This window comes from Aquincola sp. J276 (assembly GCF_024700035.1).
Taxonomy (GTDB): domain Bacteria; phylum Pseudomonadota; class Gammaproteobacteria; order Burkholderiales; family Burkholderiaceae_C; genus Aquincola; species Aquincola tertiaricarbonis.
In genome coordinates this window covers 2,489,538-2,503,931 of sequence record NZ_JAJONC010000001.1, presented here as the reverse complement: position 1 = coordinate 2,503,931, position 14,394 = coordinate 2,489,538, and the positions used below count along the sequence as shown (strand labels likewise).

Annotated in this window: 13 protein-coding genes and 1 pseudogene; 6 read left to right on the top strand and 8 right to left on the bottom strand. The window is 69.4% G+C overall.

The features are described 5' to 3' along the window. Window positions 1-24 precede the first annotated feature (24 nt). From LRS14_RS11490 to LRS14_RS11480, 3 genes and pseudogenes are all read right to left on the bottom strand, one after another. On the bottom strand, window positions 25-186 hold the full coding sequence (locus tag LRS14_RS11490) for a hypothetical protein (RefSeq protein ID WP_257799609.1): 162 nt from the start codon (window positions 184-186) through the stop codon (window positions 25-27). A 61-nt stretch (window positions 187-247) separates the two neighbouring features. Beyond that, a pseudogene (locus LRS14_RS11485) lies at window positions 248-796 on the bottom strand (biotin--[acetyl-CoA-carboxylase] ligase); the annotation flags it as partial. A 169-nt stretch (window positions 797-965) separates the two neighbouring features. Next, entirely contained in the window at window positions 966-1,487 is a 522-nt protein-coding gene (locus tag LRS14_RS11480) for an SET domain-containing protein-lysine N-methyltransferase (protein WP_083440503.1), read from the bottom strand. 114 nt (window positions 1,488-1,601) lie between these two features. On the opposite strand from LRS14_RS11480, the gene LRS14_RS11475 reads away from it, so the two are divergent. The 6 genes from LRS14_RS11475 to LRS14_RS11450 all read left to right on the top strand — a co-directional run bounded on the left by LRS14_RS11475 (window position 1,602) and on the right by LRS14_RS11450 (window position 8,361). Then, on the top strand, window positions 1,602-4,187 hold the full coding sequence (locus LRS14_RS11475) for a DNA topoisomerase III (RefSeq protein WP_257799608.1): 2,586 nt from the start codon (window positions 1,602-1,604) through the stop codon (window positions 4,185-4,187). A gap of 81 nt (window positions 4,188-4,268) precedes the next feature. Then, window positions 4,269-4,952, top strand: a complete 684-nt coding sequence (locus tag LRS14_RS11470; RefSeq protein WP_046112813.1) for a CsgG/HfaB family protein — start codon at window positions 4,269-4,271, stop codon at window positions 4,950-4,952. Window positions 4,953-4,962: 10 nt separating this feature from the next. Next, the gene (locus tag LRS14_RS11465) at window positions 4,963-5,304 is read left to right on the top strand and encodes a DUF4810 domain-containing protein (RefSeq protein WP_257799607.1); all 342 of its coding nucleotides are present in this window, start codon (window positions 4,963-4,965) and stop codon (window positions 5,302-5,304) included. Between the two features lie 13 nt (window positions 5,305-5,317). After that, window positions 5,318-5,995 carry a DUF799 domain-containing protein gene (locus LRS14_RS11460; RefSeq protein ID WP_257799606.1) on the top strand — a complete coding sequence of 226 codons (678 nt, stop codon included), beginning with the start codon at window positions 5,318-5,320 and terminating at the stop codon, window positions 5,993-5,995. Window positions 5,996-6,039: 44 nt separating this feature from the next. Beyond that, window positions 6,040-7,032: an AEC family transporter gene (locus LRS14_RS11455; protein ID WP_257799605.1), complete on the top strand. Its 993-nt coding sequence runs from the start codon at window positions 6,040-6,042 to the stop codon at window positions 7,030-7,032. A gap of 27 nt (window positions 7,033-7,059) precedes the next feature. Beyond that, complete coding sequence (locus tag LRS14_RS11450) at window positions 7,060-8,361, top strand: glutamate-5-semialdehyde dehydrogenase (protein WP_404977548.1); 1,302 nt, start codon at window positions 7,060-7,062, stop codon at window positions 8,359-8,361. A 97-nt stretch (window positions 8,362-8,458) separates the two neighbouring features. Here the strand turns inward: LRS14_RS11450 and LRS14_RS11445 are convergent, their stop codons facing one another. The 5 genes from LRS14_RS11445 to LRS14_RS11425 all read right to left on the bottom strand — a co-directional run bounded on the left by LRS14_RS11445 (window position 8,459) and on the right by LRS14_RS11425 (window position 14,268). After that, window positions 8,459-9,079 (bottom strand): PEP-CTERM sorting domain-containing protein, encoded by a 621-nt coding sequence (locus tag LRS14_RS11445; protein WP_257799604.1) that lies wholly within the window; start codon window positions 9,077-9,079, stop codon window positions 8,459-8,461. Window positions 9,080-9,177: 98 nt separating this feature from the next. Continuing rightward, window positions 9,178-9,885, bottom strand: coding sequence for a hypothetical protein (locus LRS14_RS11440; RefSeq protein ID WP_257799603.1), 708 nt, complete (start codon window positions 9,883-9,885; stop codon window positions 9,178-9,180). After that, on the bottom strand, window positions 9,882-10,637 hold the full coding sequence (locus LRS14_RS11435; protein WP_257799602.1) for a tyrosine-protein phosphatase: 756 nt from the start codon (window positions 10,635-10,637) through the stop codon (window positions 9,882-9,884). Before LRS14_RS11435 ends, LRS14_RS11440 begins: the two co-directional genes overlap by 4 nt. Next, window positions 10,634-12,916, bottom strand: coding sequence for a polysaccharide biosynthesis tyrosine autokinase (locus LRS14_RS11430; protein ID WP_257799601.1), 2,283 nt, complete (start codon window positions 12,914-12,916; stop codon window positions 10,634-10,636). The genes LRS14_RS11435 and LRS14_RS11430 overlap by 4 nt, the downstream gene beginning before the upstream one ends. Further along, window positions 12,913-14,268, bottom strand: a complete 1,356-nt coding sequence (locus tag LRS14_RS11425; RefSeq protein WP_257799600.1) for an O-antigen ligase — start codon at window positions 14,266-14,268, stop codon at window positions 12,913-12,915. The genes LRS14_RS11430 and LRS14_RS11425 overlap by 4 nt, the downstream gene beginning before the upstream one ends. Window positions 14,269-14,394 lie beyond the last annotated feature (126 nt).

Here is a 14,394-nt window from a genome sequence, read left to right as displayed (position 1 = left end):
GATGCACGCCCGCGGGCGCGTGGGTCAGCGCAGGCGCACGCTCACGTCGCCACTGGACACCAGGTGCACCTCGGCCTCGGGGCCGCTGCCCTGGCGCACGCGCAGCGCACCATCGGTGCCCACGCCGTCGGCGATGCCTTCCGGCAGGTGCTGCAGCGTGGTGGTGACGGCCTGGCCGCGCAGCAAGGTCGCGCTGCGCAAAACGGTCGGCGAAGGCGGCGAAACCATCGCGCTCGAAGGCCAGCAGCGCTTCGGCCAGCGGCCGGGCCACCTGGTGCAGCGCCATCGGCGCGGTGATGCCGGGCTGGCGCTCCTGCAGGCAGGCATAGCCGGTGCTCAGCTCGCGGGTGGCCTGCGGCAGCACGTTCAGCCCCACGCCCACGATGGCCATGCGGCGCGTGCCCACCATCACCGTCTCGATCAGCACGCCGCCCAGCTTGCGGCCCCGGCCCGGGCCGTCCATCAGCCACAGGTCGTTCGGCCACTTCAGGCCGATGGCCGGCCCGCTGCCGCCGGCGGCTTCGAGCGCCTCGGCCAGTGCCACGCCCACGGCCAGCGACAGCCCCGACCAGTCGCGCGGCGCCAGGGCCAGCGACAGCGAAAAGGTGAGCGAGGCGCCGGCGCTGCTCTGCCAGTGGCGGCCGTGGCGGCCGCGGCCACGAGTCTGCTGCTCGGCCACCAGCAGGCAGGGATGGGTGTCACCGGTGCGGCGGCCGTGCGGTGAGCGCTCGTCTTCGTCGTGCAGGTCGAGCACGCCGGGCACCGTCACCGGCTGGTCACGGCGGCCGCTGAACATTCGGGCGCGGTCGATCAGCTGCGAATTGGTGGAATCGGCTCGCGCCACCACTTCCACGGACACGCCGGGCATCAGGGGCTGCAGCTGTTCCCACAGGCGCTCGGCGCCCCAGGAAAGGTGGTTGGGCTCGTCGGGCATCACGGGCTGCAAGGGATGGGGCGGGCGGGGCTCAGCGCTTGGGCGCGAGCATGGTGCCACGGCAGCTCTTGGCGCCGCAGTGGCAGGCGAACTGCTTCTTGACCTTGGCGGTATGCCGGCCATCGAGGACCAGGCCGTAGTCGAAGTACAGCTCCTCGCCGGCTTTCACCCGCCGCAGCGTCCTGATGAAGACGCGCCCGTCCACCTCGTCGGCCTCGCAGTTGGGGTCGCAGGAGTGGTTGATGAAGCGGGAGGAGTTGCCGCCGTGGGCGCCATCGATGACGTGCTGGTCGTCGATGTGGAAATAGAAGGTATGGTCCGGCTGTGACGGGTCGTGCGGATGCCGGCGCAGCGCCTCGGCCCAGGTGATGACCTCGCCGGCGTACTCGAACAGGGTTTCGCCGGCGGCCAGGGGCTGCAGCGCGAACACGCCCTTGCCGTGCACGCCGGAGCGTCGGACCTGGGTCCGGCGGCCGCCGGTCTTGGCCTGCGCGCCAGTGGCGGCAGGGCCTTCGGAGGGTGCGGCTTGCGTGTCGGTTTTCATTCGGTACATTGAAATCACGGATGCGCGCGCGTATGTGTGCGTGCGCGTGAGGAACGGAATTGTAGGCAGACGCGGGCGCCGCTTCGGCGCCTTCGCAGGCCAATTGAAGGCACAACAAGGCTCATGGGCAAGTCACTGATCATTGCGGAAAAGCCGAGCGTGGCGCAGGACATCGTGCGGGCGCTGACCCCGGTGGCCGGCAAGTTCGACAAGCAGGCGGACCACTTCGAGAACGACCAGTACGTGGTCACCTCGGCGGTCGGCCACCTGGTGGAGATCAAGGCGCCGGAGGAATTCGACGTCAAGCGCGGCAAGTGGAGCTTCGCCAACCTGCCGGTGGTGCCGCCGCACTTCGACCTGGCGCCGATCGACAAGGCCAAGTCGCGCTTGAGCGCGGTGGTCAAGCTGGTCAAGCGCAAGGACGTCACCGAACTCATCAACGCCTGCGACGCGGGCCGCGAGGGCGAACTCATCTTCCGCCTCATCGTGCAGTACGCCGATGGCGGCAAGGGCAAGCTCGACAAGCCGGTGCGCCGGCTGTGGCTGCAGAGCATGACGCCGCAGGCCATCCGCGATGGCTTCGCGCAGCTGCGCAGCGACCAGCAGATGCAGGGCTTGGCCGACGCGGCGCGTAGCCGCTCCGAGGCCGACTGGCTGGTGGGCATCAACGGCACGCGGGCGATGACCGCCTTCAACTCGCGCGACGGCGGCTTCTTCCTGACCACCGTCGGCCGCGTGCAGACGCCCACGCTGTCCATCGTGGTGGAGCGGGAGGAGAAGATCCGCAAGCACGTGGCGCGCGACTATTGGGAGATCAAGGGCCAGTTCGCCGCCAAGGCGGGTGAATACGAAGGCAAGTGGTTCGACCCCGGCTTCAGGAAGAACGACGACCTGGAGCGCCGTGCCGACCGCCTGTGGACCGCCGCCGAGGCCAACGCCATCGCCGAGGCCTGCCGCAACCAGCCGGCCACCGTCACCGAGGAAGCCAAGCCCAGCACCCAGGCCAGCCCGCTGCTGTACGACCTGACCACGCTGCAGCGCGAGGCCAACTCGCGTTTCGGCTTCTCAGCCAAGACCACGCTGAGCCTGGCGCAGGCGCTGTACGAGAAGCACAAGGTGCTGACCTACCCGCGGACCGATTCGCGTGCGCTGCCCGAGGACTACGTGGGCGTGGTCAAGCAGACGATGGAGATGATCGCCAGCGAAGACCTGCCCGGCCCGCTGCGCGAGCTGGCCGGCCATGCCCGCAAGGCGCTGAACGACGGCTACGTGAAGCCCACCAAGCGCGTGTTCGACAACAGCAAGGTGTCGGACCACTTCGCCATCATCCCCACGCTGCAGGCGCCGCGCAGCCTGACCGACATCGAGGCCAAGCTCTACGACATGGTGGTCAAGCGCTTCCTGGCGGTGTTCTATCCGTCGGCGGAGTTCATGGTCACCACCCGCATCTCCACCATCAGCAACCAGGGCAAGGACTACAAGTTCCAGACCAACGGCAAGGTGCTGGTGCGTCCGGGCTGGCTGGCGGTGTACGGCCGCGAAGCGCAGGAGGACGATGCCAACCTGGTGCCGGTGGACAAGGGCGAGGTGGTGCGCACCGAGAGCGTGGACGTCAACCAGCTCAAGACCAAGCCGCCCGCCCGCTATACCGAGGCCACGCTGCTGAGCGCAATGGAAGGCGCGGGCAAGCTGATCGACGACGACGAGTTGCGCGAGGCCATGGCCGAGAAGGGCCTGGGCACGCCGGCCACGCGTGCGCAGACCATCGAAGGCCTGATCCTCGAGAAGTACATGCTGCGCGAGGGCCGCGAGCTGGTGCCCACCGCCAAGGCCTTCCAGCTCATGACGCTGCTGCGCGGCCTGGACATCCCCGACCTCACCAAGCCCGAGCTCACCGGCCAGTGGGAATACCAGCTGGCCGAGATGGAGCATGGCCGGCTGAATCGCGACAAGTTCATGGCCGAGATAGCGAAGATGGCCGAGCGCATCGTCAAGAAGGCCAAGGAGTACGACCGCGACACCATCCCCGGCGACTACGCGACGCTCAGCACGCCCTGCCCCAAGTGCGGCGGCAAGGTGAAGGAGAACTACCGCCGCTTCGCCTGCGTGGGCAACGAGACGCCGGCCAACCCCGGCTGCGGCTTCTCCATCAGCAAGATCCCCGGTGGTCGCGCCTTCGAGATCGCCGAGGCCGACGCGCTGCTGCGCGACAAGAAGATCGGGCCGCTGGAAGGCTTCCGCTCCAAGGCGGGTTGGCCCTTCACTGCCGAGTTGAAGCTGGCCTTCGACGACGAGACCGACAACTGGAAGCTCGAGTTCGACTTCGGCGAGGACGCGAAGAAGGCCGAGGGCGACGGCGAGCCGGTGGACTTCGGCGACCAGGCCAGCCTGGGCAGCTGCCCCAAGTGCAAGGGCAAGGTGTTCGAGCACGGCAGCAACTACGTCTGCGAGCACGCGGTGGGCGCCAACACCACCTGCGACTTCAAGACCGGCAAGATCATCCTGCAGCAGCCGGTGCCGCGCGAGCAGGTGCACAAGCTGCTGACCGAGGGCAAGACCGACCTGCTGGAGAACTTCGTGTCCAACAAGACCCGCCGCAAGTTCAAGGCGCGGCTGGTCTACGACACCAAGGAAGGCAAGGTGAGCTTCGAATTCGAGCCGCGCGCGGCCAAGGCGCCGGCCAAGAAGGCGGCCCGAAAGGCGGCATGACGAGGTGAATCTGCACCATCGCCGTAACAGGCGGTGAAGCGAGGTCGAATAGACCCATTCCAATCACCTGAGGGATGGGTCATGAAGAACGTGATCATTGCGGCGGCCTGCGGGGCCGCCGTCTTGTTGATGGCCGGCTGCGCCACCGAGGCTTCGCGCTCGGTGGAAGTGAGCAAGGTCGAGGCGGCGGCCACGCCGTACCGCGGCGCGCGGGTGCCGGTGGTGGTCGGCAAGTTCGACAACCGCTCCAGCTTCATGCGGGGCATCTTCTCCGATGGCGTCGACCGCCTGGGCAGCCAGGCCAAGACCATCGTCATCTCGCACCTGCAGCAGACCCAGCGCTTCAACGTGCTGGACCGCGACAACCTGGCCGAGGCCCAGCAGGAAGCCAAGTTCAAGGCCCAGGCTCAGGCCGTCAAGGGCGCGGACTTCATCGTCACCGGCGACGTGTCCGAGTTCGGCCGCAAGGAGGTGGGCGACCAGCAGCTGTTCGGCATCCTGGGCCGCGGCAAGTCGCAGATCGCCTATGCCAAGGTCACGCTGAACATCGTCAACGGTGCCACGTCGGAAGTGGTGTATTCGGTGCAGGGCGCGGGCGAGTACAGCCTGAGCAACCGCGAGGTGATCGGCTTCGGTGGCACGGCCAGCTACGACGCCACGCTCAATGGCAAGGTGCTGGACCTGGCGGTGCGCGAGGCGGTGAACAAGCTGGTGTCGGGCTACGACGCCTCGCAGTGGGGCGTGGTCGCGAAGGTGGCGCCATGAGGCGCGTCGCTTGGACCGGCCTGGCCGCTGCCGCGCTGCTGGTGGGCTGCGCGCAAGCGCCCAGCCGCTGTACCACTGGGGCGGCTACCAGGACACCGTGTATGAGCACCTCAAGGGCGATGGCAAGTCGCCTGAGCAGCAGCTGCAGGCGCTGGCCGAGGCGCAGCAAAAGGCGGCCGCCACCGGCGCCGCGCTGCCGCCGGGCTTCCGGGCCCATGTCGGGCTGCTGCAGTTGCGGCTGGGCCGCGATGCCGAAGCCCGCAGCCAGTTCGAGGCCGAGAAGGCGCAGTTCCCTGAATCCGCGCCTTACATCGATTCCCTGCTCAAGCGCATGGACGCGCGCAAGAGCTGACGCCGGAGCCCGCATGAACCCGATCCACTTCTCCTGGCGCCGCGCCGGGGTTGCTGCCGCGCTGGCCGCGGCCGTGCTGCTCGGCGGCTGCGCCACGCAGCGCCAGCCCTACGACTACACCGCCTTCCGGCAGGCCAAGCCGGCCTCATTGCTGGTGCTGCCGCCGGTCAACGAGTCGCCCGAGGTCAAGGGCGGCATCGGCGTGCTGTCGCAGGTGACGCTGCCGCTGGCCGAGGCCGGCTATTACGTGCTGCCGGTGTCGCTGGTGGAAGAAACCTTCCGCGAGAACGGCCTGCACACCCCCGACGACATCCATGCGCTGGACCGCGCCAAGCTGCGCGAGGTGTTCGGTGCCGATGCGGCGGTGTACCTCACCGTCAAGCAGTACGGCACCAGCTATGCCGTGATCAGCAGCAACACCGTGGTGGCGGTGGAAGGCCGCATCGTCGACCTGCGCAGCGGCGAGCTGCTGTGGCAGGGCAAGGCGATGGCTTCGTCGGCCGAGCAGCAGCAGAGCAACCAGGCCGGCCTGGTGGGCCTGCTGGTGCAGGCGGTGGTTTCGCAAATCATCGCCACGAGCACCGACGCGGGCTACCGCTATGCCGGCCTGGCGTCGCAGCGGCTGCTGTCGGGCGGCATGGTCAACGGCGTGCTGTACGGGCCGCGCTCGCCGAAGTACGGTCAACCGTGAGCCTGAAGGCAGGGTGAACCCGGGGCCGCGATACTCGCGGCTGCATGACCCTCGCAGTTTTCTACAAGCTCCTCGCCATCTTCCTCACCGCCGGCCTCGGCTGGATCGTCGGGCGCATGCGCTGGCTGGGCGACGAGCGCAAGGGCGCCGACCCGGCGCGCACGCTGTCCAACGCGGCGTTCTACATCTTCGTGCCGGCGTTGCTGTTCCGCACCACCTCGCGGCTGGACTTCGCGCACATGCCCTGGGGCCTGATCGTGGCCTTCTTCGTGCCGGTGGTGGGCCTGGCGGTCATCGTCTATGCCATCGGCCGGCACCACAACCGCGGCGGCGGGCTGGGCGTCGCCGGGCCGTCGGTGCGAGCGGTGTCGGCCAGCTTCGGCAACACGCTGCAGATCGGCGTGCCGATGGCCGCGGCGCTGTTCGGCGAGGCTGGCCTCGGGCTGCACATCACCATCGTCAGCCTGCATTCGCTCACGCTGCTGACGGTGCTCACCACGCTGGCCGAGCTGGACCTGGCGCGTGCCCGGGCTCGGCATGAGGAGGCGGGTGGCGGCACGCTGCTGGCCACGCTCAAGCTCACGGTACGCAACACCATCATCCACCCGGTGGTGCTGCCGGTGCTGGCTGGCATGGCCTGGAACCTCACTGGCTGGGGCCTGCCGCCGGTGGTGGACGAGGTGCTGCAGCAGCTGGGCTCGGCCGTGGTGCCGCTGTGCCTGACGCTGATCGGCATGTCGCTGGCGTATTACGGCCTGCGTGGCAGCCTGCGCGGCGCCATCGCGCTCAGCGCCACCAAGCTGCTGGTGCTGCCGGCGGTGGTGCTGGTGGTGGCGCGCTGGGGCTTCGGCCTGCAGGGGCTGCCGCTGCAGGTGGCGGTGATGATGGCGGCGCTGCCCGCGGGCAGCAACACGCTGATGTTCTCGCAGCGCTACGAGACGCTGGAGGGCGAGACCACCTCCACCATCGTGCTGTCGACGCTGGCCTTCGCGGCCACGGCGCCGTTGTGGCTGGCGGTGCTGGCCTGGCTGGACTGATCCGGCTCGCGCGACAATCGCCGCATCATGCCGACCGACACCGCCGCCACTTCCATCCAAGACATTCCGGCCTACATGGCCCGCGTGGGCGCTGCCGCGCGCGGTGCCGCCACGGTGATGGCCGCCTCCTCCACCCAGGCACGCAACGTGGCGCTCACCACGTTGGCGCAACTGCTGCGTGACAGCGTGGCCGCGCTGGACGTGGACAACGCGCGTGACCTGGAAGCGGCCCGCGCCAACGGCCTGGCCGGCCCGATGCTGGACCGGTTGAAGCTCGGCGCCAAGGTGATCGACACCGTGGCCGAAGGCTGCGAGCAGCTGGCCGCGATGCCCGACCCCATCGGCGAGATCACCGGCGTGAAGCGCCGGCCCAGCGGCATCGCCGTGGGCCAGATGCGGGTGCCGCTGGGCGTGTTCGGCATGATCTACGAGAGCCGCCCGAACGTGACCATCGAGGCGGCCTCGCTGGCCATCAAGAGCGGCAACGCCGCCATCCTGCGCGGCGGCTCCGAGGCCATCCATTCCAACCTGGCGCTGTGGCGGCTGGTGCAGCAGGCGCTGCAGTCGGCCGGCCTGCCGCCCGAGGCGGTGCAGCTGGTGGAAACCACCGACCGCGCCGCGGTGGGCCGGCTGATCGCGATGCCGGAGTTCGTGGACGTGATCATTCCGCGCGGCGGCAAGTCGCTGATCGAGCGCATCAGCGCCGAGGCCAAGGTGCCGGTGATCAAGCACCTGGACGGCAACTGCCATGTGTACGTCGATGCCGATGTGGACCTGGACCTGGCGGTGAAGGTGACCGACAACGCCAAGACGCAGAAGTACAGCCCCTGCAATGCAGCGGAGTCGCTGCTGGTGCATGCGCAGCAGGCCGCGCCGTTCCTGGCGCGCATCGGCGCCATCTTCGCGGCCAAGGGCGTGGAATGCCGCGCCGACGACCGCGCCGCCGCCATCCTGCGCGACGTGCCCGGCCTGGCGGTGAAGCCCGCCACCGAGGCCGACTGGGCGGAGGAGTACCTGGCGCCGGTGATCAGCGTGAAGATCGTTGATTCGGTCAACGAAGCCATCGCCCACATCAACCGCTACGGATCGCACCACACCGACGCCATCCTGACGACGAACCACCCGAACGCCATGCGCTTCCTGCGTGAGGTGGATTCGGCCAGCGTGATGGTCAACGCCAGCACCCGCTTCGCCGACGGCTTCGAGTACGGCCTGGGCGCCGAGATCGGCATCTCCACCGACAAGTTCCACGCCCGCGGCCCGGTGGGGCTGGAGGGGCTGACGTCGATGAAGTGGGTGGTGCTGGGGAACGGCGAAGTGCGGGGCTGAACGCAGCGTTGGCATGAAAAAACCGCCGGCAGCGCAGGCTGCGGCGGTTGATTCGGCCCTCGGCGCAAGCCGCGCGTGGCGCGGCGATGTAGCCGGGTCAGTGCTGGCGCTGGCGGGCGGAATAGATCCCCATGGCAGCCAGGCCGAGGAACATCATCGCGTAGGTGCTGGGTTCGGGCACCGGCTGGAACATCACGTCATCCATCGCGAAATAGCCGTGATAGCCCTCGATCACGAAGCTGTCCACCGCGCCGGTATAGCCCGTGGACAGGAAGGCGGGGGCGTCGCCGTAGTTCATCACCAGGTAGTCCGAGGCATGCACCTCGGCGCCCTGGTACGACAGCTTGAAGCGCACGCTGATCTGGTCGTCGAACGACTGGAACCAGGCGCCCTGCAGCACCACCGGCGTGCTCAGCGTGACGGGCAGCGAGTCGCCATAGACGCTGATGGGATTCCCGGCATCGTCGAAGGCCGATTCGGTGCTTACGCTGGTGAGCGGGGAGCGGTAGAAGCTCAGTCCGGCGTCGGGCACGTCCGAGTGGAACCACGAGCCGCCGGGTCCCTGTGCGGCGACGCCGAAGGTGAAGCCTTGGTAGGGCGCCTGGAAGAAGTTCCTGCCCGTGAGGTCGTCGAACCCGAGCACATCGGCGGTGGCGGCCAGTGGCATCAGGCAGGTCAGGGCAACGGCTGCAGCCGTCTTGTTCAGTGCACGAAGCATTCTCTCTCCTTGGATATGCGAGCCAACGCGCCGTGTAAACGGCACGATCTGATTTTCTTTGCGCGGTTGTGTGATGTCGTCACTATATTTGCCACATATCAGGGGGTTGTTCGTGACATCTCGCCTGTGCTGGTGCCCTGCGGCTCATCCGACTCGAACCGCAGCCCATGCAGCGCCGCCAGCTTGTTGATGGCAGCCTGCTGCGGCGCGGCGCTGGCGGCGAACAACGCGGTTGCCCAGGACTGCATGCCCGGCGTGGCATCCGCCCAGCCCCGCAGGGCCACATCCAGCAGCATGGGCTGCACATGGCCTTCGTTCGGGCCCAGCGCCAACGATCTCGCCCATGCGGCGTGGGTGGCCGCCAGGTCGCCAGTGGCTTGCAGCGCGGCGGCCAGGCCGGCCCAGGTCTGCGGGTCGGACGGGCGGCGAGCGAGCGCGGCCTCGTAGTGCGCCACGGCAGCGGCCTGGGCCGCATCGCGCGCGATGTCGTCCTGCGCCGCATCCGCCACGCGGGCCGCCACCATGCGCAGGTCGCCCAGCAATTCATGCAGCTCGGCATTGGCGGGCGTGATGTCGACTGCGCGGAGCAGCGCGGCTTCGGCTTGGGCGATCTCCCCGGCCGAAGGCAGCGAGCTTGCACGGGAGGCCCAGTGGGTGACCAGCCGGCGCGCGCCCTGCGATGCCATGTCGGCGCGCAGCAGCGCCTGGCTGAGTGCCAGCACCAGCAGGGCGATGGCGAGCACCGCCACCAGCACCGGCAACCGGTGCCATGCGATGCGGCTGCCGGACGGCGGCCTGGCACTCATGCAGCTGCCCGCTGCGCCACCGGCGCCGGCGGCGACAGGCCGCACAAGGCCGCGGGGCCGGTGACGGTGAGCCGGTGCGCCACCTCCGGGCCGTAGTGCTGCTGCAGCCAGGCGGCCGCCTCACGCATGCGCGGGCGGCGGCCGGCCAGGTTGTGGGCATCGCTGGCAATGGCGTGCACCCAGCCGGCTTCCAGCATGGTTTCCGCGGCCTGTTGGGCGCGGCTGCCGAAGCCGCCCACCAGCGATCCGGCGGTGAGCTGCACCGCGCAGCCCTGTGCCACGAAGGGCGCCAGCCGCTGCGGCTGGTCCATCAGCGCCCGGTTGCGCTCCGGGTGCGCCAGCACCGGCCGCACGCCGCGCTGCAGCAGCAGTTCGACGAATCGTTGGGAACCCAGGGGCACCTGGCCGTCGGGCATCTCCAGCAGCAGCGTGCGCTGGCCGGTGGTGCTGCGGCCGAGGAACGGCAACTCGTCACGGTCCAGCAGATCCAGCACCTCGGGCGTCAGGCGCACTTCTCCGGCCCAGCCCAGCTGCAGCGGCAGGCCTGCCGATGACACCGCCGCCTGGAAGGCGGCGAAGGCGTCCTCGATGCTGGAGGCACGGTTCTCGAAGCGGCCCGGGAATACATGCGGCGTGGCGACCGCATGGGTGATGCCGTCGTCCACGCAGGCCTGCGCCAGCGCCAGTGCAGCCTGCAGCGTGGGCGGCCCGTCGTCGATGCCGGGCAGCAGGTGGCAGTGCAGGTCGATCATGCGGGCTTGCTGGTCGGGGCATCGGCCGGCGCCGGGTCGTGGCCCAGTTGGCCGCCGTAGCCATAGCCGCCATAGCTGTAGCTGGAGGCGGTGTATTCGCCGTAGTAGGCACGCGCCCGCTCGAAGTCGAGCTGGTTGACGATGACGCCCAGCAGGCTGGCGCCGGCGCGCTGCAGCCGCGCCAGGCTCTTGCGCACCAACGGCGCCGGCGTGGACATGGCCTTGATGACGAACACGGTGCTGGTGGACAGCGGCGCCAGCACCAGCGCTTCGCTCACCAGTTCCACCGGTGGGGAGTCGAGGATCACCACGTCGAACTGCCGCGACAGCTCGGCCAGCGCGTCCTTGAAGCGCTGGGACAGCAGCAGTTCCAGCGGGTTGGGCGGCAGGTCGCCCACGGTCATCACCAGCAGGTCCGAGCCGGGCACGGGCGTCACGCAGGCGTCGGCGGGGTCGGTGCCGGCGACCAGGTTGGTCAGGCCCTTGGTGCCCGGGGCCAGGCCCAGGCTGCGGGCCACCTGCGGCCGGCGCATGTCGCAATCGATCAGCAGCGTGCGCTTGGTCTGTGCATGTGCCAGCGCCAGGTTGATCGCCACCGTGGTCTTGCCCTCGCCCGGCAGGGTGGAAGTGACCAGCAGCACCTTGTGCGCCACGTCCAGCTTGGACAGCAGAACGCCGGTGCGAGCAGTGCGGATGGCCTCGGCATAGTGCGAGTGCGCGTCGTCCAGGAACAGCCGCGACATCGCATTGCGCGCCAGCGCCGGCATCTCGGGCAGGGCGGTGAGCACCGGCTGCTTCAGCCGGCTTTCGATGTCCTCGGTGCCCTTGAAGGTGTTGTCCAGCCGGTCCATCAGGATGGAAGCCAGCGCGCCGGCCATGAGCGCCAGCAGCGTGGCCAGGGCCACGATCTGCGACTTGGCCGGCTTGTACGGCAGCGTGGGCGGCACCGCGCCATCGACCACGCGGGCGATGGAGGCCTGCACGTCGCCCGCCAGGTCGGTTTCCTTGGCGCGGCTCATGAACATGTCGTACAGCTGGCGGTTGGTCTGAACCTCCCGCTCCAGCACGGCCAGCTGGAACTCCTCCCGGTTGACGCTTTGCACCTCCTCGCGGGCGGTGTCCAGGGATCGCTGCAGCGCCTTCTCGGTGTCGCGCGCAGCCTCGTATTCCCGCGTCAGGCTGGCCACGGCGGCCTCCCGCTGGCGCTGCACGTTGGCACGCAGGGAGGCCAGCTCCGATTCCAGCTGCTGGATGCGCGGATGGTTCGCCCCCAGCGTCTGGCGTGCCTCGGCGAGCCGGCGTTCGCCTTCGTTGAAGCCGCGTAGCGCCTCGATCACGCTCCAGTCGCGGGTGACGACGGGCACTTGCGCATAGTCGCCGCCGCGCACTGCCTTGGCCTGCTGGTAGCTGCCCTCCAGCTCCAGCCGACGGGCCTGGGCGCGCAGCAGGTTGTCGGCCGCGCCGCCCACCTGCTGGCCCGCCACTGTTTGGGGCGAGCCGGCCAGGTTGACGATGCCTTTGCGCTCCCGGTAGGCCTGCAGCGCCTGCTCCGACTCCGCCAGCGTGTCGCGCAGCGAAGAGAGCCGGTCCTGCAGGAAGCTGCTCACCTCCTGCGAGATGCGGAAGCGTGCGTCCCGGTCGGCGCGGATGTATTCCTGCGCCACGGTATTGGCGATGCGCGCGGCCAGCGCCGCGTTCTCGCTGGAGAAGCTGACCCGCACCAGCTGGCTGAGCCGCACCGGCTCGATGCTCAGTGCTTCCATCACCGGTCCCACCACGGCTTCGGCCAGCTCGGCCTCCGTCCATTCGAGCTTGGCGCTGCCGATTCCCAGCGCCTGCGCGAGGGTGGCGCGCAGCGAAGGGTCCTGCCGCCGTGGGTCGAAGAGCGGATGCTCCCAGAGCCTGAGCGCGCGCACCGCACGCAGTGCAACCTCGCGCGACTTCAGTACCTCCACCTGCGTCTGGTAGTGCTCGCGCTGCTGGTTGCTGCTGTAGATGTCCTCGATGGACAGGATCTTGCCCTTGCCCGCCTCGATGAGCACCGTGGCGGTGGCGCGGTACACCGGCGTGATGGACAGCGCCACCACCGCTGCCAGCAGGGCGGCCACCGCGGCCAGTCCCAGGATGAGCCAGCGGCGCTTGACCACGCTGCGCCAGTACTCCAGCAGCTCGAGCTTCTGTTCGGGCGACACGCTGACCAGCGGTGGCATGGGCGGCACCACCAGCGCCGGCGGAGTGGCCGGCGCGGCGGAAAAAACGGGCAGGGAAGGAGGCGTCATGAGGCGAAGGAAGTCGGCCGGGCGGCCTGCATGCGGCGCTGTGCGGCCGTGGCCCAGGGCAGGGCGCATAGCAGCACCAGCGTCAATGCGTTGGCAGGAATCTGCAGGTTGAAATCGACCATGCTGTGCAGCGCCATGCAGCACAGGGCGGTGAGGGTGGCCACGCCCACGCCCTTGTCCAGCGGGGGATGCCGGTCGTCGATCAGCCGTGCCGCGCGCCAGGCGCTGGCCGAGGCCATGCCCAGCAGCAGTGCCAGCCCCACCAGGCCGGTATCGACGGCGATCTCGACGTAATCGTTGTGGGCATGGTCCCAGTGGTGCGGGAAACCCGCCGGCTTGATGGGCGGCAGTGCCAGCACGTAGGTGCCGCCGCCGTGCCCGAACCAGGGCTGCTGCACCACCAGCGGCAGCGACAGCCGCGGGATGCGCAGGCGATCCTGGATGGACTCTTCCGCCTTGGCCGGTGCCACGAGGCCGCCGGTGGCCGGCATCGCCGGCATGGCGGCGGCCTGCTGCGCTGGCTGTGCATCGAGCGAGGTGGACTCCGCGGTGTCCTGGAGTCGCTCGATCACGCGGCCCAGTCCCACCCACTGGCCCACGATCACCACGTCCACCAGCGCCATGCTCAGCACCAGCCACAGCGCCGGCCGCCGCCACTGCGCCGACAGCGCCGCCACCAGGCCGCCCATCAGCAGCAGCGACAGGAAGAAGGCCCCGTTGCCCATGCGGGAGTGCGTCATCACCAGCGCCACCACCATCACGACCAGCATGAGGCGCAGCCGCATCTTGGCGGACATGAGGAAGCGCAGGGCCGTGGCCGCCCGCTGCTGCCAGGCCGGAGCCGCCGCAGCATGGCCGGCCGCGAACTGCGCGAGCAGCAGCCCCAGCCCGGCCGACAGCGTCAGCTCCATGTAGCCGGCCAGGTGATCGGGATTCGGAAACGTTCCCATCGCGCGGTGGCCCTGCACGAACTCGGTGAACAGGTACTGGTAGCGGGCGCGCGAGGAGTGCAGCACCACCGCCAGCACGGCCTGCAGCACGCCGCCGGCCACGACGGCACCCAGCAGGCCGGCCACCCGTTGCGGCGTGTTGACGCACAGCATCACCAGCGCGAAGGCGGCCAGGTAGGCCAGCGCACGCAGGAGGTAGCCGGCGGTGAGGTGAACGTCTGGCGTGTGCAGCACGCCGGGCAGGACGCTTGCCCATTGCGCCAACACCAGCAGGCAGAACGCGGACAGGGCTGCCAGCGGCCAGCGTGCGCACTGCAGCGCGCTCCAGGCCGGCCTACCACGCAGCCAGGGACGTGCAGCCAGGCAACGCAGTGCCAGCGTGGCCCACAGGGCGGCGGCCAACAGCCCGATCGCCCAATCCCGGTTGCTGCCCAGTGGCAAAGGAGCCCAGACGGTGAGCGCCAGCAGCGTGGCGAAGGACCCCCGGTCCCATATCGGGGCGCGCCGGGGCCCGTGCGCAGCAGTGGC